At 56.4% G+C, this 20,158-nt stretch carries 16 protein-coding genes; 7 read left to right on the top strand and 9 right to left on the bottom strand.

What is annotated here, in order from left to right:
* The first annotated feature begins 99 nt into the window (after positions 1-99).
* From Q674_RS41025 to hslU, 5 genes are all read left to right on the top strand, one after another.
* Positions 100-1,710, top strand: a complete 1,611-nt coding sequence (locus tag Q674_RS41025; protein ID WP_023010973.1) for a hypothetical protein — start codon at positions 100-102, stop codon at positions 1,708-1,710.
* A gap of 156 nt (positions 1,711-1,866) precedes the next feature.
* Complete coding sequence (argS, locus tag Q674_RS21575; protein ID WP_023007633.1) at positions 1,867-3,552, top strand: arginine--tRNA ligase; 1,686 nt, start codon at positions 1,867-1,869, stop codon at positions 3,550-3,552.
* Between the two features lie 7 nt (positions 3,553-3,559).
* A complete protein-coding gene (locus Q674_RS21570; protein ID WP_023007632.1) occupies positions 3,560-4,204 on the top strand; it encodes an SPOR domain-containing protein in 645 nt (214 codons plus the stop codon).
* A gap of 91 nt (positions 4,205-4,295) precedes the next feature.
* On the top strand, positions 4,296-4,826 hold the full coding sequence (gene hslV / locus Q674_RS21565) for an ATP-dependent protease subunit HslV (protein WP_011784337.1): 531 nt from the start codon (positions 4,296-4,298) through the stop codon (positions 4,824-4,826).
* Between the two features lie 14 nt (positions 4,827-4,840).
* Positions 4,841-6,172, top strand: coding sequence for an HslU--HslV peptidase ATPase subunit (hslU, locus tag Q674_RS21560; protein ID WP_023007631.1), 1,332 nt, complete (start codon positions 4,841-4,843; stop codon positions 6,170-6,172).
* A gap of 85 nt (positions 6,173-6,257) precedes the next feature.
* Here hslU and Q674_RS21555 read toward each other — a convergent pair whose 3' ends face one another.
* From Q674_RS21555 to Q674_RS21545, 3 genes are all read right to left on the bottom strand, one after another.
* Positions 6,258-7,499 carry a patatin family protein gene (locus Q674_RS21555; RefSeq protein ID WP_022992070.1) on the bottom strand — a complete coding sequence of 414 codons (1,242 nt, stop codon included), beginning with the start codon at positions 7,497-7,499 and terminating at the stop codon, positions 6,258-6,260.
* Positions 7,500-7,592: 93 nt separating this feature from the next.
* Positions 7,593-9,899, bottom strand: a complete 2,307-nt coding sequence (ptsP, locus tag Q674_RS21550; protein WP_023007630.1) for a phosphoenolpyruvate--protein phosphotransferase — start codon at positions 9,897-9,899, stop codon at positions 7,593-7,595.
* A 12-nt stretch (positions 9,900-9,911) separates the two neighbouring features.
* Complete coding sequence (locus tag Q674_RS21545; protein WP_011784333.1) at positions 9,912-10,442, bottom strand: RNA pyrophosphohydrolase; 531 nt, start codon at positions 10,440-10,442, stop codon at positions 9,912-9,914.
* A gap of 182 nt (positions 10,443-10,624) precedes the next feature.
* On the opposite strand from Q674_RS21545, the gene Q674_RS21540 reads away from it, so the two are divergent.
* Positions 10,625-11,281 (top strand): HAD family hydrolase, encoded by a 657-nt coding sequence (locus Q674_RS21540; protein ID WP_031209499.1) that lies wholly within the window; start codon positions 10,625-10,627, stop codon positions 11,279-11,281.
* A gap of 236 nt (positions 11,282-11,517) precedes the next feature.
* Here Q674_RS21540 and Q674_RS21535 read toward each other — a convergent pair whose 3' ends face one another.
* The 3 genes from Q674_RS21535 to Q674_RS21525 are packed head-to-tail and all read right to left on the bottom strand — an operon-like array spanning position 11,518 to position 14,051.
* The gene (locus Q674_RS21535; RefSeq protein ID WP_023007628.1) at positions 11,518-12,714 is read right to left on the bottom strand and encodes a class I SAM-dependent rRNA methyltransferase; all 1,197 of its coding nucleotides are present in this window, start codon (positions 12,712-12,714) and stop codon (positions 11,518-11,520) included.
* Between the two features lie 6 nt (positions 12,715-12,720).
* A complete protein-coding gene (gene gcvH, locus Q674_RS21530) occupies positions 12,721-13,113 on the bottom strand; it encodes a glycine cleavage system protein GcvH (protein ID WP_011784330.1) in 393 nt (130 codons plus the stop codon).
* 47 nt (positions 13,114-13,160) lie between these two features.
* Positions 13,161-14,051: a LysR family transcriptional regulator gene (locus Q674_RS21525; protein WP_023007627.1), complete on the bottom strand. Its 891-nt coding sequence runs from the start codon at positions 14,049-14,051 to the stop codon at positions 13,161-13,163.
* 113 nt (positions 14,052-14,164) lie between these two features.
* Here Q674_RS21525 and metE point away from each other — a divergent pair, with 113 nt between their 5' ends.
* Positions 14,165-16,435, top strand: coding sequence for a 5-methyltetrahydropteroyltriglutamate--homocysteine S-methyltransferase (metE, locus tag Q674_RS21520; protein ID WP_023007626.1), 2,271 nt, complete (start codon positions 14,165-14,167; stop codon positions 16,433-16,435).
* 90 nt (positions 16,436-16,525) lie between these two features.
* Here the strand turns inward: metE and Q674_RS21515 are convergent, their stop codons facing one another.
* From Q674_RS21515 to Q674_RS21510, 3 genes are all read right to left on the bottom strand, one after another.
* Positions 16,526-17,104, bottom strand: coding sequence for a DUF2931 family protein (locus tag Q674_RS21515; protein ID WP_023007625.1), 579 nt, complete (start codon positions 17,102-17,104; stop codon positions 16,526-16,528).
* 333 nt (positions 17,105-17,437) lie between these two features.
* Positions 17,438-18,028: a DUF2931 family protein gene (locus Q674_RS0120430; RefSeq protein ID WP_227501156.1), complete on the bottom strand. Its 591-nt coding sequence runs from the start codon at positions 18,026-18,028 to the stop codon at positions 17,438-17,440.
* Positions 18,029-18,043: 15 nt separating this feature from the next.
* Positions 18,044-20,113, bottom strand: coding sequence for a T6SS phospholipase effector Tle1-like catalytic domain-containing protein (locus Q674_RS21510; RefSeq protein ID WP_023007622.1), 2,070 nt, complete (start codon positions 20,111-20,113; stop codon positions 18,044-18,046).
* Between the last annotated feature and the right edge of the window lie 45 nt (positions 20,114-20,158).

Genomic DNA, 20,158 nt, shown 5'->3' with positions numbered 1-20,158 from the left:
CCTATACTCCAAAATGTGACACAGCGCCCACCATGCAATTCGTTACAATCTTTTTCAGAATTCCCCATTCGTAAGCATTTCGTTTGAATTGACTGTGCTATGATTTTCAGCCATATAACCAACAAACCTAGAAAGAAACCTGAGGTTGCGGTTCTCGTGCAGGGAATGCGCAGCGAAAAGGCTTTTGCTGTAAACGAAAACTGGAGATATAAAATGTCAGGGAAATTCCTTGCGCGTGCGTCGGCGTTGTCGCTGGCTGTTTTTTTGGCGGCCTGTGGCGGAGATGATAGTTCAACGCCGCTTGTGTCCGGAAACGGCTCCGGAGGTGGCGGAGATTCGACAGGCGGAAGCGGAACCAACGATGGCGGGCAGGAAGAAGTTATTGTCCTGGGTTCTGGCGAAGGCTCATCGTTCATTGAAGGACAAATAGAGTCCGAGATAACGAACCTGCCGCCAAGAGGAACTACCTCTCTTACCGTCTCTGCGGTTGACGCAGGCAATGGTAACAGCCTAATAGATGATCGCGATTTAGAAATAAGCTTCCGATCAGGTTGCCTGACCAATGGTACGGCAACTATTAGCACTCCCATTGTTACGGGTTCGGGCGTTGCAGAAACGACGTACACTGCAAGCGGATGCACTCCGACCGATACGGTGACAGCCTTTATTAACGGAACCCAGGCTACAGCCAGTATCGTGCTGAACATTGATGGCGCTGAAGCAGACCGAATTCTATCAAACGAACCGGAATTCACATCAATCGCCCCTGCAGGCTCAGGCTCTCTTTCCAGGCCTTCCGAATCAGAGGTCAGCTTCCAAGTAGTTGATCAGGCCGGCGACCCGGTGCCAAATGTCACAGTGAGCTTTCGAATAACTGGCGACACAGCCGCACCAAGCATTCCCGTAAGCATCGACCCGACTGAAGCAACATCTGACAACAACGGCGAGGTTTCAACATTGGTAATTGCCGGCTCGGACTCCACCGTCGTTCGAGTTATTGCGGGAATCGAAGCCTCAGATGGTAGCTTGAGTGAAACCCAGTCACCACCAATCGCGATAAACTCAACCATACCGATTGAGACGGGCCTAACTCTTGCCGCCAGCAACTTTATTCCGGATGCGCAGTTTACCGCAGGCATTACCGTAGACTTCAGCGTCTTTGCCACAGACAAAAATGGCCAGAATGTCCGAGGCAACACTACTGTAAACTTCACGACTACAGGCGGCTCAATAACACCTGAATGCCAATTAACTGAAGAAGGAACCTGCACTGTCGTTTGGAGAAGCCAGGATCCGTGGCAAACTAAGCCACAAATTACAGCGACAACGATAGGCGAGCTCAGCGCGGGCGGCGTAGGTACTATCTCCGAGACAGGAGAGCTATTTGTTTCGAGCTCCAGGGATCCATTAATTACACTTTCAGCAGGGCCAAGGCCTGATGAATACTGTGCATCGGTGTCTGTATTAGAGCGCTCAGGTGGCCGGATTCATCCTCCTGCAGGGACCGAAATTGCATTTACCATCACCGACGGAGAAATTCTGTCATCGGAGTCAACGAAAACGGTTCGGGGCAGCGCACTCCCGGCAGACGAAACTCAGTTCACCGCTTGCGTTTTCGCACAACGAAGTGACAGCGGTGTTCCAGCACGCCTGACAGCAACTGTCACAACACCGGGTGAAACGGTGTCCGAGGACTTAATTAGTCTGTAACGCCCCCCCAAAAACGCTTTAGATCCCAAGTAAGCCCGGCCCCAGCGCCGGGCTTTTTGCTTACACACCAACTTTCCGCGATAATACGCCCCTTCTATTTTCAACGGGCGCCCTGCCCTGACACCCATTCTTCTGCAAACCGAGTCATTCGACAGCATGAAAGAGACCGTATCCGAGCTTCTCCAGTCTGCACTGGCGACCCTGCAATCTGACGGCACACTGCCGGCAGACCAGAGCTTCACTCCTCAGGTGGGCAACACCAAAGACAAGTCCCACGGGGACTATGCCTGCAATATTGCCCTGGTGGCCTCCAAAGCCGCCGGCTGCCCACCTCGCAAGCTGGCCGAAGCCCTGGTGGCGGCATTGCCAGAGAGTTCTGCCGTGGAGAAAGTGGAGATTGCCGGGCCGGGGTTTATCAATTTTTTCATGAGCACCGCCAGCGCCTTCGGCATTGTGAACAGCATTCTGGACGAAGCGGAGCAGTTCGGCCGCAACAACACCGGCAAGGGCGAGAAGGTTCAGGTGGAGTTTGTGTCTGCCAACCCCACCGGCCCGCTGCACGTGGGTCACGGCCGCGGTGCCGCCATTGGCGACTGCCTGTGCCGCCTGCTGGAAGCCAACGGTTACGATGTTACCCGGGAGTTCTACTACAACGACGCCGGCGCCCAGATCAACAACCTGGCCCTATCAGTTCAGTCCCGCGTTAAGGGCCTGACGCCAGAAGACGAAAGCTGGCCGGAAGATGGCTACCGTGGCGACTACATTGTTGACGTGGCTAACGCCTATATGGCCGGCGAAACCGTGATTGCCGACGACCGCGAAGTGACCGCCAAGGCCGACCCGGACGACCGGGACGCCATCCGCGAATTCGCTGTGGCTTACCTGCGCCGGGAACAGGACCTGGACCTGAAAGCCTTTGGCGTTCAGTTCGATGTGTATTTCCTGGAATCGTCCCTGTACGAAGACGGCAAGGTAGAAGCCACTGTTGAGCGCCTGAAAGCCAACGGCTACACCTACGAACAGGACGGCGCCATGTGGCTGAAAACCACCGAGTTCGGCGACGACAAAGACCGGGTTATGCGCAAAAAGGACGGCGGCTACACCTACTTCCTGCCGGACGTGGCCTACCACCTGGACAAGTGGCAGCGTGGCTTTACCACCGTGATCAACGAGCAGGGTGCCGACCACCACTCCACGGTAACCCGTGTACGCGCCGGCCTTCAGGCACTGAAAGCCGGCATCCCCCAAGGCTGGCCGGACTACGTTCTGCACCAGATGGTGATGGTGACCCGCTCCGGCCAGGAAGTGAAAATCTCCAAGCGGGCCGGCAGCTACGTCACCCTTCGGGACCTGATCGACGAAGTCGGCCGCGATGCCACCCGCTTCTTTCTGGCGGCACGGCGTGTGGATTCCCAATTGACCTTCGATATCGACCTGGCCCGCTCCCAGACCAATGAAAACCCGGTGTATTACATCCAGTATGCCCATGCCCGGATTTGCAGCGTGCTGCGCAAGCTGGCCGCCGAGGGCGTGCAGCGTGGCATGAACGAATGTGTCGGCGACCTGAGCCTGCTGACTCTAGATGAAGAAAAAGAGCTGGCCAATCAGTTGGCGAAGTATCCGGAACTGATTGCCAACTCTGCCGCCCAGCGCGAGCCGCATCACCTCACCCATTACCTGCGTGAGCTGGCGGGCCAGTTCCATACTTACTACAACGCCCACAAGGTGCTGATTGAAGATACCGCCCTGCGGGACGCAAGAGTCAGCCTGTATCTGGCTGTGCGCCAGGTCATTGCCAACGGCCTGGACCTGCTCGGCGTAAGCGCACCAGAGGAGATGTAATCAGGCCATGGCCAGAGATTACGCCAGGAAAGATCGCCCTGCGGGCAAAGGGGCCGCCGCCAGCAAGCCCGCGGCCAGGCCCCGCAAGCCGTCCAAACCCAAAAAGAGTGCACCCTCGCATTCACAGCATGGCGCCTTGTCTATGAAAACCATCCTGTCTCTGGCCGCCGTGGGTGGCTTCATCGGCTTTATCGTCTACCTGAACACCTTGCCCGGCGGGCCGGAAACGGCCAGGCAAACCCCGATTCAGGAGCAAACCCCGGTAGCGCCCAAGCAACCCGCCAACACCACGGCTAAACAGGATGGCCGGCCGAAAGAGCAGAACTTCCGGTTCTATGAAATGCTGCCGGAATCCGAGGTCGTTCCGCCCAAAGTGGAAGAATATACCCCGGGCCCGGCCATGCAGGAGTTCGATTATGTCGTACAGTCTGGCTCGTTCAGGAGTAAGGAAGACGCCGAGCGACAGCGCGCGCAGATCGCCTTCCAGGGACTCAGGGCTCATGTACAGCGTATTGATCTCGACAACGGAAGTGTTTGGTACCGCGTAAATGTGGGGCCATTCAACTCCCGCAGCCAGATGAACTCGGCGGTCGACAAGCTGGTTACTATCAATATCCAGCCTCTGGTGCGCAAGATCCCGAAAGAAGGCTGAACTATGTTCAGCTACCTCCCCTGCTCTTGAAATTCCGCCCCGCGCCTCCATAAAGCCAAAATACAAATTCAAACAGGCAATTGGAGCCCCAATGACCACCATAGTTTCCGTACGCCGGGAGAATGAAGTCGCCATGGGCGGTGATGGCCAGGTATCCCTTGGCAACACCGTTATGAAAGGCAATGCCCGAAAGGTACGCCGCCTGTACAACGGCCAGGTAATCGCTGGCTTTGCCGGTGGCACCGCCGATGCCTTTACCCTGTTCGAGCGATTCGAGGCCCAGCTGGAAAAACACCAGGGCAATCTCACCCGTGCCGCTGTAGAGCTGGCCAAAGACTGGCGCACGGACCGTGCCCTGCGCAAACTGGAAGCCCTGCTGGCCGTTGCGGACAAAACCGCTTCCCTGATCATTACCGGCAACGGCGACGTAATCGAACCGGAGCAGGGGCTGATCGCCATCGGTTCCGGCGGGCCGTTTGCCCAGGCCGCCGCCCGGGCGCTACTGGAAAATACCGAGCTCAGCGCCCACGAAATCGCCGAGAAGGCGCTCGAAATTGCCGGCGATATCTGCATTTACACCAATCAGAACCGCACTCTGGAAGTGCTGCCCATTAAAGACTGACGACCGGAGCGACCATGTCTGCAATGACTCCCCGAGAGATTGTCCACGAACTGAACAAACACATCGTGGGCCAGGAAGAAGCAAAACGCGCCGTCGCCATTGCCCTGCGTAACCGCTGGCGCCGCATGCAACTGGACAGCAGCCTGCGGGATGAAATTACCCCGAAAAACATCCTGATGATCGGCCCCACCGGCGTCGGCAAAACGGAAATCGCCCGCCGGCTGGCCAAACTGGCGGATGCCCCCTTCCTGAAAGTGGAAGCCACCAAATTCACCGAAGTGGGCTATGTTGGCCGGGATGTTGAGTCCATCATCCGCGACCTGGCCGACATGGCGGTGAAAATGCTGCGGGAACAGGAAATGAAGCGGCATGAACACCGTGCACTGGATGCCGCCGAAGACCGCATTCTGGATGCCCTGCTGCCGCCCCCCAGGGATTTTAACGAAGACAGCCAGCGCACCAATGCGGACTCCTCGACCCGACAGCTGTTCCGCAAGAAACTGAGAGAAGGCGAGCTGGACGACAAGGAAATCGAGATCGATTTGCGCAGCAGTGGAGCCGGCGTGGAGATCATGGCGCCTCCGGGCATGGAAGAGATGACCTCTCAACTGCAGAGCATGTTCTCCAACCTGTCTTCGGACAAGCGCAAAACCCGCAAGATGAAAGTGGCGGATGCCATGAAGCGGGTGAAGGACGAAGAAGCCGCCAAGCTGGTGAATGAGGAAGAGATCAAGCAGAAGGCCATTCAGGCGGTTGAGCAGAACGGGATTGTCTTTATCGATGAGATCGACAAGGTTGCCAAACGCTCGGAAAACACCTCCTCGGATGTGTCCCGGGAAGGCGTTCAGCGCGACCTGTTGCCTCTGATTGAAGGCAGCACCGTAAGCACCAAATACGGTTCCATTCGGACCGACCACATTCTGTTTATTGCCTCTGGCGCCTTCCACCTGTCCAAGCCTTCTGACCTGATTCCGGAACTGCAGGGCCGCCTGCCGATTCGCGTGGAGCTGCAGGCGCTGACGCCGGACGACTTCAAGCGCATTCTGACCGAACCGGATGCCTCGCTGGTACAGCAGTATGAAGCGCTGATGGGCACCGAAGGTGTGAAACTGACCTTCGCCGACGATGCCATCGCCCGCATTGCGGAAGTGGCTTACAAGGTGAACGAAACCACCGAGAATATCGGTGCGCGCCGCCTGCATACCGTGCTTGAGCGCTTGCTGGAAAGTCTGTCCTACGACGCCGGCGACCAGGTCACCGAGACCTTTGAGGTCACTGCGGACTACGTTGACGAGAAGCTCGGCGAACTATCTGAAGACGAAGACCTGAGCCGCTACATTCTCTGATTCGCGGTTTCCTGAAATGCCAACAAAAAAGCCGGAGGGGATAACCTCTCCGGCTTTTTCATGCCCGTATCGGCAACATCAGTACTTATTCTGCCTTTGAGAACAGGTGCGTGACGGTACTGAAGCCGCTCGCAATCCGGTTCTTCTCGCCCTGCTTCTTGCGACCTTTGGCCACATACAGGGGCAGCATTTCACCATACAGGCTGGTACTGATGGTTCTCTGCTCATCTTCAAGACGATCCCGGCGCAGCGTAATGCCGTACTTGCGCAGTTTGGGCTCCAGTTCATCTGCCCGCCGGAGCAGATCTCGGCGGGTCATCTGATAGGCGTGTTCACACACCATACGGCGACTCTGGAAGCTGAACACATTTGAGAAAAACAGCTTGGCATCATCCCGGGTAGGTTCAAACAGCAATATGTCCTTATCCGGATAATCACGGGTGTATTGAGCAATACCCGACTGCATACGGGAATAAACCATGGTCCGGAACATCTGGGACAACAGATTCGGCATTCCGGAACGGGTAAGCTCTCCCGGCTTCATGGTACCTGCGCGCACCGCAGCACTGGCATCAATGGGCACCTGGGGATTGACCGCCAACACCAGATCCGCGCCATCTTCAAAAGCGACCGAGGCATGCAACCCCTTTCTCAGGGTACCGTCCACGTAAAAACGACCATCAATCTCGACCGGCACGTACAGACCCGGAGATGAAGTACTGGCTTGAACCGCCCGGGATATGGGGACGTGATCGTACCCGGGCGCACCAAAGCAGACCGCCTCCGTGCTCTCCACGTCTGCAGCAACCACATACAGACTGCGCTTGAGCTGACGAAAATCATTCGTGCGGCCAAGCATGGTGAAGGCGCGCTTCAGGTACTCGTGCAACCCCTCGTTATCGAAAAGGCCGGCCGGTGCCGCCTGGGCCAGAATGGTCATGGCTTCCAGCAGGCTCTGGTCGTAAGGGTTGTTCACAAACCGGCTGACCGCCGTTGAAAGCAAGCCCGGAACAGCGAGCAACCGGCGCCCGATCTCACGCAAAGCCGGACGATAGAAAACCTCAGGGTGAAACGGGTGAACCTCAGCTTCGTTCCTTACGAAGATGCGGCAAAGCTGGGCTGTGGTCATCTGGTTTGCCAGATTGGCAGCCACAAAAGAGCCGGCATTTACGCCGACATAGACATCGATATTATTGAAATCCAGACCATCCAGGGCTTCGTCCAGAGCCCGCAGGGCACCGATCTCGTAAATACCACCCAGAGGCCCGCCGCCGCCAAGGGCGAGGCCAATTCTCGGTGCTGGCTTGAGCTCGGTCGCTGTCTTCATTGCCTGTCCTTATCGGATACTGCTGCAGGATTTCAGTTATCCAACAACCTAACAAGGGAATTTAGAGTGCGCACACTATAACCCTCACAACGCTCAGGAAACGGCCTGTTCAGCCAGTGCTGCCGACGAGGTACGGGCTGGACGCAAGTAGCGACCAAAACCGGCATTGCGTAACGCCAGATCAACACAGCTCTTGATGACATGGGGCGAATCCAGCAGCAGCACATCTTCCAACAGTTGAATGGCCCATTCCCGCCCCACGCTGCGGATCACGGATTTCACTTTCGGCAGACTCGCTGCGTTCATCGACAGGGAATCATAGCCCATGGCCATCAGTAACAGCGCGCCGCCCGGATCACCCGCCAGTTCGCCACAGATACCCACTGGCTTGCCCACCGAATGGGCATCCTGAGCCACCCGCACCAGCGCCTGCAGCACCGCCGGATGATAGGAGTGATACAGCTGCGCCACCCTCGGGTTATTGCGATCTACCGCCAACAGGTATTGAGTCAGATCGTTGGAGCCCACTGACAGGAAATCCACCCGCTCCGCCAGCTCACGAATCTGGTAAACCGCGGCCGGGATTTCCACCATCACACCCACCTTGGGCATATGGATGTCGTACCCTTCTTCACGAACTTCGTGATAGACCCGATAGATCAGGTGCAGGGACTCCTCCACCTCAGAAATATTGCTGATCATCGGCAACATGATCTGCAGGTTGTTCAGACCCTCACTGGCCTTGAGCATGGCCCGCACCTGAACCAGGAAGATCTCGGGGTGGTCCAGCGTTACCCGGATACCGCGCCAGCCCAGGAACGGGTTTTCTTCCTGAATAGGGAAATAGGTCAGCGCCTTGTCACCGCCAATATCGAGGGTTCGCATGGTGACCGGATTGGGGGCAAAGGCCTCCAGCTGTTCCCGGTAGTATTCCCTCTGCTCCTGCTCGGACGGGAACCGGTCCTTGATCATGAATGGCACTTCGGTGCGGTACAGGCCGATACCCTCGGCACCATGGGAAAGAGAGCGCACAACGTCGGTCATCAAACCGGTGTTTACCAGCAGGGAGACCCGGTGACCATCTGTGGTCTCGCAGGGCTTGTCACGCAGCGCTTCAAGGCCCCGAACCAGCTCGTCTTCTTCGTCGCAGATAGCCTGAAAAAAGGTCCGGAGATCGGCCGAGGGAGACGCGAAAATCTGCCCCTCGAAACCGTCAACAACCAGCTCCCGGCCGTCGAGCTGGTTAACCGGGATATCCACCAGCCCCATGACGGTGGGAACCCCCATGGCCCTGGCCAGGATGGCCACATGGGAATTGCTGGACCCCTTAACGGAAACCAGACCGACCAGCTGCCCTTTGGGCACTTCACCGAGCATGGCCGGTGTCAGCTCTTCACTGACCAGTACGGTGCGTTCGGGATATTCCAGATGTTTCTGTTCACCTTCCTGAAGGTGCGAGAGCAGCCGGCGGCCCAGATCACGGATGTCGACCGCGCGCTCTTGCAGGTACAGGTCATCCATCATCTCGAAATGACGAACATACTGCTGAACCACCTGTTTCAAGGCGCCCTGAGCCCAAACGCCTTCCCGGATTCGATTCGCCACCTCACCCGGAAGCGCCTCATCTCCCAGTATCCGCAGGTAAACATCGAACAACGCCTGCTCTTCCGGCCGGAGCTGGGACGCAAGGCGGTTGGCAACGCGTTCGATATCTTCCCGCACCGCCGAAACAGCTGAACGAAAGAGCTCCAGCTCCTGGTCAATGTCTTCGGTCGGCTTTTCCGGAACCACGTCCAGATCGGCAGCAGGATAAACCACCACACCCGTTCCAATGGCGACACCCGGCGCGCCGGGAACACCACTAAAACTCACATCCCGCGCTTCCTCACCCGTCAGCGAAAGACCACTGATGGCCCCTGTCGCCTCGCTGTGGGCAATCACACCTGCCAATTGAGCTGAAACGGTGACCAGAAAAGCTTCTTCACCTTCATCGAAGCAACGGGAGCTTTCCCGCTGCTGAACCACCAGCACGCCCAGTACCCGGCGATGGTGAATGATCGGCACCCCCAGAAACGAGCGAAAGCGCTCCTCACCGGTTTCCGGGAAGTAACGGTAGCGCGGATGGGATGGCGCATCCTCAAGATTGATGGGTTCTTCACGGGAACCGACAAGCCCCACCAGACCCTCGGAGTAGGCCAGGCTAACCTGGCCCACGGAGTCTTTGTAAAGGCCTTCGGTGGCCATCAGGATATAGCGATTGGAGGCAGGATCCAGCAGATAAACCGAGCAGACTTCTGTGCCCATGGCCTTTTGCACCCGCGATACAATGATTTCCAACGCCTCCTGGAGATCGCGGGCGCTGTTTACCTCTTGTACTAGACTTCGCAGGATGCTCAGCATGGAGTCAGTCCGTCATTTCTGATGTTCCTTCATACGCCGTGGGTTCTCTGCCCTGTGCCACTGTTCCATGTTATGAAACAGTCTTGGAGCCAGCTCCCTCAACGCGCGTCTGTATACTTCTCTTTTGAATGAAACCACCTGCCCCAACGGATACCAGTAGCTCACCCACTGCCAGCCGTCGAATTCCGGTGAATCCGTGCCATCCACGCGTACGTGCGCGTCTGGCGATAACATCCTCAGCAGGAACCATTTCTGTTTTTGCCCCACGCATACGGGGTGCGAGTTATGGCGTACCATCCTCCTCGGAAGCCGGTAACGCAGCCAGCCCCGGGTGCAGCTGATGATTTCCACATCGCTGGCACACAGGCCGATTTCCTCTCCAAGCTCCCGATAGAGTGCATCCTCAGGGGTTTCGTTGTGCTTGATTCCACCCTGAGGAAACTGCCAGGAGTCCTGCCCTATTCGCCTTGCCCAGAGAACTTCTCCCCTGTGGTTGGCCAGAATGATTCCGACGTTGGGTCTGAAACCGTCTGAGTCGATCACGGCACAGTCCTCGTAGTAGTCGGCAGCCGGTTATTTTTTAACCGGCGAAAATTGTCCAAGTTGCTCTCATTCTTACAGAAACCCAAGACTTCGGCAAACGGAGCTGTTGGCGGCACGTTGCTGGCGTGCCGTGATAGACTGTGGCCTTTGCCATGGGGCCTGTACTGATGGGAGGGGAAGGCTTGACGCTCGCGATTTTTGATCTGGATAACACTTTGCTGGCCGGGGACAGCGACCACGCCTGGGGCGAATTTCTGGTGGAAGAGGGCATGGTGGACGCCGAGGAGTACAAGCGGGCCAACGACCGCTTCTATCAGGAATACCTGAATGGAGAGCTGGACGTTTTCCATTACCAGCGCTTTGTGCTGGCGCCGCTCACCCGCCACAACATGGATGAGCTTGAGGACTGGCGTGCAGCTTTCATGGCCAAGAAGGTGCAGCCGATGATGCAGGACAAGGCAGTGAAGTTACTTGCAGAGCATCGTGAGCAGGGTCACACGCTGATGATTATTACCGCGACCAACCGTTTTATTACGGAGCCCATCGCGGAATTGCTGGGCGTGGATCATCTGATTGCTACTGAGCCAGAGCTGGTGAACGGGAAGTTTACCGGCGAAGTGGCGGGCACACCGAGTTTTCAGGAAGGCAAGGTGGAGCGGCTGAATGATTGGCTGACTGCCCACGGTGAGAGCCTCGAAGGTGCCTGGTTCTACAGCGACTCCCACAATGATTTGCCGCTGTTGCGGAAGGTTGAGAATCCGGTGGCGGTGGATCCGGACCCTACCCTGGAGAAAACGGCAATTGAGAATGGCTGGGCGGTGATGTCTTTGCGGGATTGATCTGGGCTGGCACTACCGGACCGGCCTTGGGCAGGGTGGGTTCTTCCGGGATACGCTGTAAATCCCCCTGCGGGGTCCGGCCAGCAATCACAGATTGCTGTCGTTCATCTTTCGCATGAAGCTTCGCTTCATAAGCGCGCTGATTCACCCATGTACGCTCGACAAAATCATCCATGATTTTGACAATCCCGGAAAGGCTCACCCGGCCCACGGCCTGTTTTTGGCGAATTCGCCGATCACAGAAATCCGGTCAATGACCGCACAAAGCAGGACTTGATGTAGTCGGTCTCCGGAATCCCCGGTACGATCGGATGATCCGGCGCCTGGTGACCCTGTTCCAGCAACTGCACAAACCGGTCGATCTTGCGGCCGCTGCTACGAATAATATCGATCAACTTTTCCTGGGAAAGGTGCATGGAACAGGAGGCCGACACCAGCAATCCGTCGCGCTCCAGCAGCCTGAGTCCCAACTGATTCAACCGGGCATAGGCCTGCTCACCGGCTTTCTGGTCCCGGCGGCGGGGAATCAGTGCGGGCGGGTCGAGCACCACGATGTCGAATTTTTCCTTTTCGTCCGCCAGGGCTTTCAGGGCATCAAAGGCATCGCCTTCAATGGTATCCACGTTTTCTAGCCCATTCAGTTTGGCGTTGTGGTGTACCGCGTCAACAGCGGCTGAGGATGCATCCACGCAGGTCACCCGGGATGCACCGGCACAAGCGGCCTGAATGCCCCAACCGCCCACGTAACTGAACACATCCAGAACCTTTTTGCCGGGCGCGTAGGCCTGCAAGCGCTGTCGATTCATGCGGTGGTCGTAGAACCAGCCGGTTTTCTGGCCGCCCGCCAGGGGTGCTTCAAAGCGGGCGCCGTTTTCTTCTACCAGCACGGTGTCGGCTTCCGGACCGTGGGCAAATTCCACGTAAGTATCCAGCCCTTCTACCTTGCGCATTTTGCCATCGTTCTTCAGCACGATGATGCGGGCATGAGCCAGGCGCTGGACGGCACGTACGATGGCGTCTTTCATCTGTTCCATGCCGGCAGTGGAGATCTGTACCACTACCACATCATCAAACCGGTCCACCACCAGGCCAGACAGGCCATCGCTGTCGCCAAATACCCAACGATAGAAGGGTTTATCGAACAATCGTTCCCGCAGACTCAGCGCCGCCTCCATTCGATCGGTCAGCCGCTTTGGAGTCATGCCGTGCTCAGCATCACGGCTGATCAGTCGGCCGCAGATCAGGGCATGGGGGTTCACAAACGCTACCCCCATCGGTTTGTCGTTCGAGGCCCGAACCTGCACCTGTGCGCCGGGCTGAAACTCCGTCAGCGGGCTGCGGCGGGTGTCTACCTCGTTGCTGTACACCCACAAGTGGCCGGCCCGGAGACGACGCTCTGCGCCTTTGCGCAGATAGAGAACGGGGAATTCCATCAACAACTATTCCTCAGCAGCCACGTGTTCAGCGTAGGCAGCCGCATCCATGAGGCCTTCCAGCTCGCCTTCGTCGGCCAGCTTCACCTTGAACATCCAGCCATCGCCGTAGGGGTCTTCATTCACGATTTCCGGCTCGTCTTCGAGCTTTTCATTGATCTCGATGACCTCGCCGGTTACCGGACTGAATACGTCTGAGGCGGATTTCACGGATTCTGCCACTCCGGCTTCTTCGCCGCCGTTTACGGTTGCGCCCATTTCCGGCACACCGATGTAGACCACGTCGCCCAGCTGCTCCTGGGCAAAATCAGTGATGCCCACGGTGGCGGTGCCGTCGGCATCCACGCGCACCCACTGGTGAGTTTCGATGTACTTCAGATCAGAAGGGATTTCGCTCATGATTTGTGTGTCCTGTAATAATTTTCCGCGCAGTTTAACCGAAGAGATTAGTTCCAGCGAATGCTGCGGGCCAGCTTCACGAACGCGTTCAGATAATCCACCGCCTCATCGCGCTCCCGGAAACCCAGAAAAATCTGTTTGGGCATACCTTGTTGTCCGAGTTTCAGGGCTCTGATGGGCATATTCCGGGCATAGTCATCCACTAGCCAGCGTGGTAGCGCACTCACGCCCCGCCCTGCAGCAACCATCTGCAACATGATATCGGTGGTTTCAATGGTCTTGTGGCGCGCCGGTGCGGTATGAGCCGGCAGGAAAAACCGTGTGAAGATGTCCAGACGCTCTACTGCCACCGGATAAGTAATCAGAGTTTCTTTTTCGAGTTGATGCGGCTCTACCCATTTTTCATCGGCAAGCGAATGATCCTCCGACACCACCAACACCTGTTCATAATCAAACACGGGCTCAAAACGTACGCCTGGTTTGTGCAACGGGTCCGGGGTAACCAGCAAGTCGATGTCATGACCAAACAACGCGCCCATGCCGCCGAACTGGAACTCCTGTTTCACATCCACATCGACATCCGGCCACTGCTGCAAGTAAGGGCCTACTACTTTCAGAAGCCATTGATAGCAGGGGTGACACTCCATGCCAACTCGCAAGCTGCCGCGCTGACCTTGGGCAATCTGGTGAATCTGCATCTCAGCGTGTTCAAACTGCGGCAGCAACCGGTTGGCCAATGCCAGCAACTGAACGCCAGCTTGGGTAAAACGCAACTGGCGCCCCTCGCGGAGCCAGACCGGCGTGCCCAGTTGCTGCTCCAGCTTGCGAATAGCATGGGACAGCGCCGACTGAGTGAGGTGTAGCTGTTCCGCCGCCGCCGTCAGTGAACCCTGGCGCTCCACGGCTCGCATAATCTCCAGATGGTGCCGCTCGACCATGGCCTCTCCGTGAATTTTTCTCATGATTTGGTGAAATAATACCATTTTTATTCATGTAAAAGCCCGCTTAACCTTGAGACCTCATTCAACGCACAAGATTCAAGGACTCGATCATGGCAACCACACATAACCTTGGCTTTCCCCGTATCGGTGGCCAGCGCGAACTGAAATTCGCGCTGGAAGACTATTGGGGCGGCCGGCAAACCGAACAGGAACTGGCCATTACGGCGGCCGATCTGCGCCGGCGCCACTGGCAGCAACAGGCCGGGCTCGATTACGTGCCGGTGGGAGATTTTTCCCTTTACGACCAGGTGCTGGATATGTCCGTCACTCTGGGAAACCTCCCGATCCGGGCCGCCGGCAAAGAAGGCTCGGAGCTGGACGCTTACTTCCGTGCCGCACGTGGCCGGGGTGCCAATGATAGCCCCTGCTGCGACACCGCCGCTGGCGAGATGACCAAGTGGTTTGACACCAACTATCACTACATCGTGCCAGAGCTGACGACTGACACTCACTTTGAACTCAATCCGGAACGACTGTTAACCCAACTGTCCGAAGCCCGGAAACAGGGACTCAACGCCAAACCCGTGATTATTGGCCCGGTGACCTATCTCTGGCTGGGCAAAACCTCGGATGCTAGTAATCGACTGGATTTGCTGGAGCGCCTGCTGCCGGTGTATTCGCAACTCCTGGAAGCTCTGGCGGATGCCGGTGCGGAATGGGTTCAGCTTGACGAACCGGCCCTGGTCACAGATCTTGATGCCAACTGGCGTTATGCCTTCAATCTGGCTTACCACCAGCTCAAAGCGAACCGCCCCAAACTGCTATTGGCCACCTATTTCGGCGAGCTTCGGGACAATCTTCAACTGGCGTGCGAATTGCCCGTTGCAGGCCTGCACATCGATGCCATCAGCGCGCCGGCCGAAGTCAGTCGCGTGGCAGACTGGCTGCCGAGTCACAAGGTGCTTTCTCTCGGTGTGGTCAACGGTCGCAACATCTGGAAATCGGATCTGAACAGCACCCTGGGCTGGTTGGAGCCCCTGAACGAAAAACTGGGCCAACGTCTGTGGCTGGCACCGTCCTGTTCGCTTCTGCATGTCCCTGTCGACCTCTCCCGGGAACAGGAGCTTGATAGCGACATCCGCAACTGGCTGGCATTTGCTGTACAGAAACTCGACGAACTGCAGATTCTCGCCAGAGCACTGAACGAGGGCCGCAGCAGTGTGCGCGCCGAGCTGGCAGACAACCAATTGGCCATCGATAGCCGCCGAAACTCCCATCGCGTGACCAATCCGGAGGTTCGAAAGGCCGTTGCTTCGGTTACACCTGAGCTTGGCAATCGCCAGAGCCCCTACCCTCAGCGAATCGCCCGCCAGCGGGAGAGACTAAATCTGCCCGCCTTCCCGACCACGACCATCGGATCTTTCCCACAAACCCGCGAGATTCGACAGGCCCGACTGCAATTCCGTAAGGGCGAGCTGAGCGAACAGGCTTACATCGAACAAATGCGAGCAGAAATTGTTCGCTGCGTGGAAGCGCAGGAAAAGCTCGGACTGGATGTTCTGGTACACGGCGAACCGGAACGTAACGACATGGTGGAATACTTTGGCGAGCAACTGGACGGCTATGCCTTCACGCGCTTCGGCTGGGTTCAGTCTTACGGCTCGCGCTGCGTGAAACCGCCAATTCTGTTTGGCGATATCCGCCGCCCCCAGGCCATGACCGTGGAATGGATCCGTTATGCCCAGTCGCTGACCGACAAACCGGTGAAAGGGATGCTGACCGGCCCGGTGACGATTCTGAACTGGTCTTTCGTACGGGATGATCAGCCTCGCAAGGATTCCTGCCTGCAACTGGCCCTGGCGATTCGCGAGGAGGTTCAGGATCTGGAAAAAGCCGGCGTGAACATCATCCAGATCGACGAAGCCGCTCTGCGCGAAGGCCTGCCACTGAGACAGTCCGACTGGGCAACATATCTGGAGTGGGCAATTAACAGCTTCCGCATCGCCGCCAACGGAGTGGATGACAGCACCCAGATCCATACCCATATGTGCTACTCGGAGTTCAACGACATCATCGAAGCCATTGCGCGGATGGATGCCGATGTCATCACCATCGAGACGTCGCGGTCAGACATGGAACTGCTGGATGCTTTCCGGAGCTTTGAATACCCCAACGACATTGGTCCGGGCGTATACGACATTCATTCGCCCAACATTCCGGACAAGGAGCACATCATCAACCTGATGACTCTGGCGGCTGAACGTATCCCCGCAGAACGGCTGTGGATTAACCCGGACTGCGGCCTGAAAACCCGGAAGTGGGAAGAAGTGACGCCGGCACTGGAAACCATGGTGGCGGCAGCACGGGAACTGAGGAACTAGGTTTTACAAGCCGCAATCTGTGGGTACGCCCAAGAAAACGCACCCGCGGATTTAGCAGTGCGGCTACCACTTATCGAGCTGCAGGCCATGCTATTTTAGGTAGCTGCCATGCTCCTCCAGATAAGATGCTGTGGCACTGGCAAAGTCGTTGGGGTCGCCATCAACCTCAGTGGCTGATACACGCATCGCCTCCACCGCATTACTTCGCTGGCTCATCATCCACATTACGACCTGGCCGCCAGGGGCCAGACCCAATACCAGCGAGCTCCGAGGCCTCATGCCGGTTGTTCCGTCCGGATATGAGTGTTCGGCTGGCTTACGCATCCTGTCCTGCAGGCTTTCCGGGACACGAATCAACGAGAAATAGAATTTTTGCTCTGCAAATGAAAACCAATGAAGGGCGATCAGACTGGGGAAGGGAGACATTTCGCCACCGCCAACTCGGCGGGGACCGAATTCCCCAATCCAGCAACAAGAAACTGAACCAACAGGGAACCACCAGCTCCTTGCACCAGGTTTTTCCAATTGCAGATGCACCACCCACATCTCATATTCCTCAGGTGCTGAGACACCAACGTATAGAGGGGGCTCATCTTTCATCCATGTGGAGCAGCCAGCAATAGCAAAGCCGAGAGCGAGAATTAGTGCAGCCCCTAGCAATCTGCACATCACTGAATTCCTCAATTGTTGGGATGAATGGTTCGCTTTCCAGACTCTGCCGACGCATTTGGGCTAAAGTGTCGCCCGAGACGAAAAGTCGCTACAAGGCCGTTCATCATTGTTCAAAGGGCATCATAGTTCGCCGAGTAGTGAATAAACCGATCACGAATATGGGCTTGCTGATCGTCGCTCAACGAAGGGCTGTCGGAACCGGCGATAACCTGATCAAGGATTGTTTCTTCACCCGTACTCGCAGCCCGATGGGGCATGTTCCACTTATGCACTGACAAGTTAGAGATTCAGCCAGACATTAGACCAGTCTATGGAAGCGGCACACCGAATCTACCACTTATCGAGCTGCAGGCCATGTTCTTCCAGGTAATCGCCATGCTCTTCCAGATAAGAGGCTGTGGCACTGGCAAAATCGTCGGGGTCACCCTCAACCTCAGTAGCAGATACACGCATCACCTCCACCGCGTTACTTCGCTGGCTCATCATCCACATTACGACCTGGCCGCCGGGGGCCAGGCCCAATACCAGCGAGCTCCGAGGCCTCATGCCGGTTGTTCCGTCCGGATATGAGTGTGCGGCTGGCTTACGCATCCTGTCCTGCAGGCCTTCCGGGACACGAATCAACGAGAAATAGAATTTTTGCTCTGCAAATGAAAACCAATGAAGGGCGATCAGACTGGGGAAGGGATTCATCTCCCCACCTGAGCCCACTGGGCCGCCAGCACCACTCCAACAACAACCTATCTGCCCACCGAGGGGTGCTCGCCAACTCCGTACGCCCGGCTTCTCAAGATGTGCATTTATCAACCACATATCATAACGGTCTGGTGCTGCACCACGGATACTCCACTGCTGATTTTCCTCTATGGAAGAGGCACACCCGGCGAGCGCGAGACTGAATACAATGGCGATTATTCTCATCCATGGTTCCATGATTTAAACCTCTCGACGATTCGGATAGATTGTGCGTTGGCCAGATGCCTCTGGAGCATTGGGACTAAAATTTCGTCCGAAGCGCAATGTTGCTGTCGCCCCAAACAGTCCGGTTTTGAGCGGGTTATAGTGGGCAGAATAGTGAGTATACCGTTGCCGGATCAAATCCCGTTGATCAGGTGCTAGGGAGACCTTCTCAGCACCGGCAGCAATTTGCTCTAACATATCTTCCGCAATAGGCAGCAGCTCCCTTGGCACTCGTGTTTCTTCGCTGCTATCGAGATCGAGAAATGGCGCCCCAGCCTTCAACGCGAGCCCATGCATTATTTGCAAGGGAACTCTGGAGTACCCTCCAAGTATCTGTCGAACCATCCGCAGGGCAAGCTCAACTCGACCGTCAGGCGCTGGATGAGAAGATATTTCCTTATAGACGCTGATTTCTGCCGGGCCATCGTCTTTCAGACTTCGAGGTGAAGGAGCATGCTCGTCCGATTTTGACACGGGCAGACTGTAACGCCCCACCCATCCTTCAGACCGTTTATTCGCCATCAATGCCTCAAGGCTGTCCCACTCCATAGTTTGTTCCGGCCATCGGTTCCGCTCAGATGGAATCAAGTGGAAGGGACTGATTAGCACATCTTCACGCTGACTATCTGGATATCCACCACCGATGTCCGAGTGCGCGCCAGGCAAACTGATTTCCCTGAAGTTTGCAGGCAAGGCTCCGTCTTTATCTCTCAGACTATTTAAAGCAAAGTTTTCTCGGTATTCATCTGCAGCCACCAGATGCACCGCTTGTTGAACATGCGATGGGTCCAGGTAAACATTCACTGGAGCATTTCGTTCGTTATCAGGCCGAAAATCCAATGCCGCAGGATTAATAACTGCTGCGACAGTATCGAACAAACCAACAAAGCGTATAGAAATACTTTCTGGCCAAGCTAGGCGCTCTTTTATAAACGCTCGGCCGAGCGCACCTCCAGCTCCACGAGTTATCTCATACGCCATATGCCGCGCGGCGGCAGCACCACGACTAAATCCAAACAAATCAAAAGTGACTGATGTGATAGTGCTGCCCAGTTCTCTTGATCCGATCTGCAACGCGATTTCTTTGCATGCCCGCTCAGTCTGACTAACGATTCCCGTCTCGCCCATACCCGAGACGGATCCCACCAATGAATCAGCCTGCCCCGTTTTGGTCCCTATCCCTGGCGTGTAGACCCAAAACCTGTGATGACTTCCGTTGTGGCGAGCTTTCACGGAAGTTCCGTATAAATCTCGTAGTTTCGCCACATTACTCGGCGCATTGCCATAACTCCCACCCATTGCCAGAGACAATCGATACTCGCACTCCTCCAGGGACATATCGCCGCGCTCAAAGGCCTCAACGCACTCGGTTGCCGCGCGCTCCTCCAGTTCCCTGGAGTTTTCAGCATTGTTGAGGGTGCCATCAGTGAAGATGCCGATTTCGAGATGGATTTCCGGAGGTGCTTCGGTGGAGGAAGATTCGGTCGTCTTGGTCAGTACAGAGACAGGCAAAACGTTATTCGAGAATGAGCTGGGTGAGCCGCCGGATTGAACGTCTTGCCGCGAAGCCTGTTCGCGCTGTTTAAGGCGATACTCCATCGCGAAATAGCCTGAAGGCAGGCTTCCCACGCCCATACTGCCCTGAACTCGCAAATCTCCCGGGGTAATACCGTGCTGATTCAGAGCTTTTACTCCGGCGATGATTTCGGGATCGACTCCGGCCTCTGTCACTTGCCAAAGGCTCTCGCCGCTCTCACCCTCACGCCAACGCACGACGGGTGAGGATGGTTCGCCATCAATACTTTCAAAAACCAGAAAAAGTCGCCCATCCCGTATTTCTCGAAGGACATTTTCAATATGGGTATTGCGCTGTTCCTTGAACGCCCGCGCTCCCAGACCGTAAGTTACCGGCCGTCCAAGCAGGCGTTCAAGGTTCAGGTTAGGGTCGTTCTGAATAAAACTGCGGGCTTTTTCCAAGGCAAAGAAGGGCGATTCCAGCCCTGGCAGATCTGCAGCCTGCAGATCCTGAGGTTGTATGATTTTCATTGTGTGTCATCCGTTGACGGGTGCTGATCATCCCTGCGAAATCCC

This window comes from Marinobacter sp. EVN1, assembly GCF_000475375.1.
GTDB lineage: Bacteria > Pseudomonadota > Gammaproteobacteria > Pseudomonadales > Oleiphilaceae > Marinobacter > Marinobacter nauticus.
The sequence above is the reverse complement of the archived record's forward strand: the minus strand, read 5'-3'. Positions and strand labels throughout refer to the sequence as shown.

Excerpts from the sequence above, each read along its gene's own strand:
- Q674_RS41025 (WP_023010973.1), top strand. The coding sequence starts at position 100 with ATGATTTTCAGCCATATAACCAACAAACCTAGAAAGAAACCTGAGGTT.
- argS (WP_023007633.1), top strand. The coding sequence starts at position 1,867 with ATGAAAGAGACCGTATCCGAGCTTCTCCAGTCTGCACTGGCGACCCTG.
- Q674_RS21570 (WP_023007632.1), top strand. The coding sequence starts at position 3,560 with ATGGCCAGAGATTACGCCAGGAAAGATCGCCCTGCGGGCAAAGGGGCC.
- hslV (WP_011784337.1), top strand. The coding sequence starts at position 4,296 with ATGACCACCATAGTTTCCGTACGCCGGGAGAATGAAGTCGCCATGGGC.
- hslU (WP_023007631.1), top strand. The coding sequence starts at position 4,841 with ATGTCTGCAATGACTCCCCGAGAGATTGTCCACGAACTGAACAAACAC.
- Q674_RS21555 (WP_022992070.1), bottom strand. The coding sequence starts at position 7,499 with ATGAAGACAGCGACCGAGCTCAAGCCAGCACCGAGAATTGGCCTCGCC.
- ptsP (WP_023007630.1), bottom strand. The coding sequence starts at position 9,899 with ATGCTGAGCATCCTGCGAAGTCTAGTACAAGAGGTAAACAGCGCCCGC.
- Q674_RS21535 (WP_023007628.1), bottom strand. The coding sequence starts at position 12,714 with ATGGAATTCCCCGTTCTCTATCTGCGCAAAGGCGCAGAGCGTCGTCTC.
- gcvH (WP_011784330.1), bottom strand. The coding sequence starts at position 13,113 with ATGAGCGAAATCCCTTCTGATCTGAAGTACATCGAAACTCACCAGTGG.
- Q674_RS21525 (WP_023007627.1), bottom strand. The coding sequence starts at position 14,051 with ATGGTCGAGCGGCACCATCTGGAGATTATGCGAGCCGTGGAGCGCCAG.
- metE (WP_023007626.1), top strand. The coding sequence starts at position 14,165 with ATGGCAACCACACATAACCTTGGCTTTCCCCGTATCGGTGGCCAGCGC.
- Q674_RS21515 (WP_023007625.1), bottom strand. The coding sequence starts at position 17,104 with ATGTGCAGATTGCTAGGGGCTGCACTAATTCTCGCTCTCGGCTTTGCT.
- Q674_RS0120430 (WP_227501156.1), bottom strand. The coding sequence starts at position 18,028 with ATGAGAATAATCGCCATTGTATTCAGTCTCGCGCTCGCCGGGTGTGCC.
- Q674_RS21510 (WP_023007622.1), bottom strand. The coding sequence starts at position 20,113 with ATGAAAATCATACAACCTCAGGATCTGCAGGCTGCAGATCTGCCAGGG.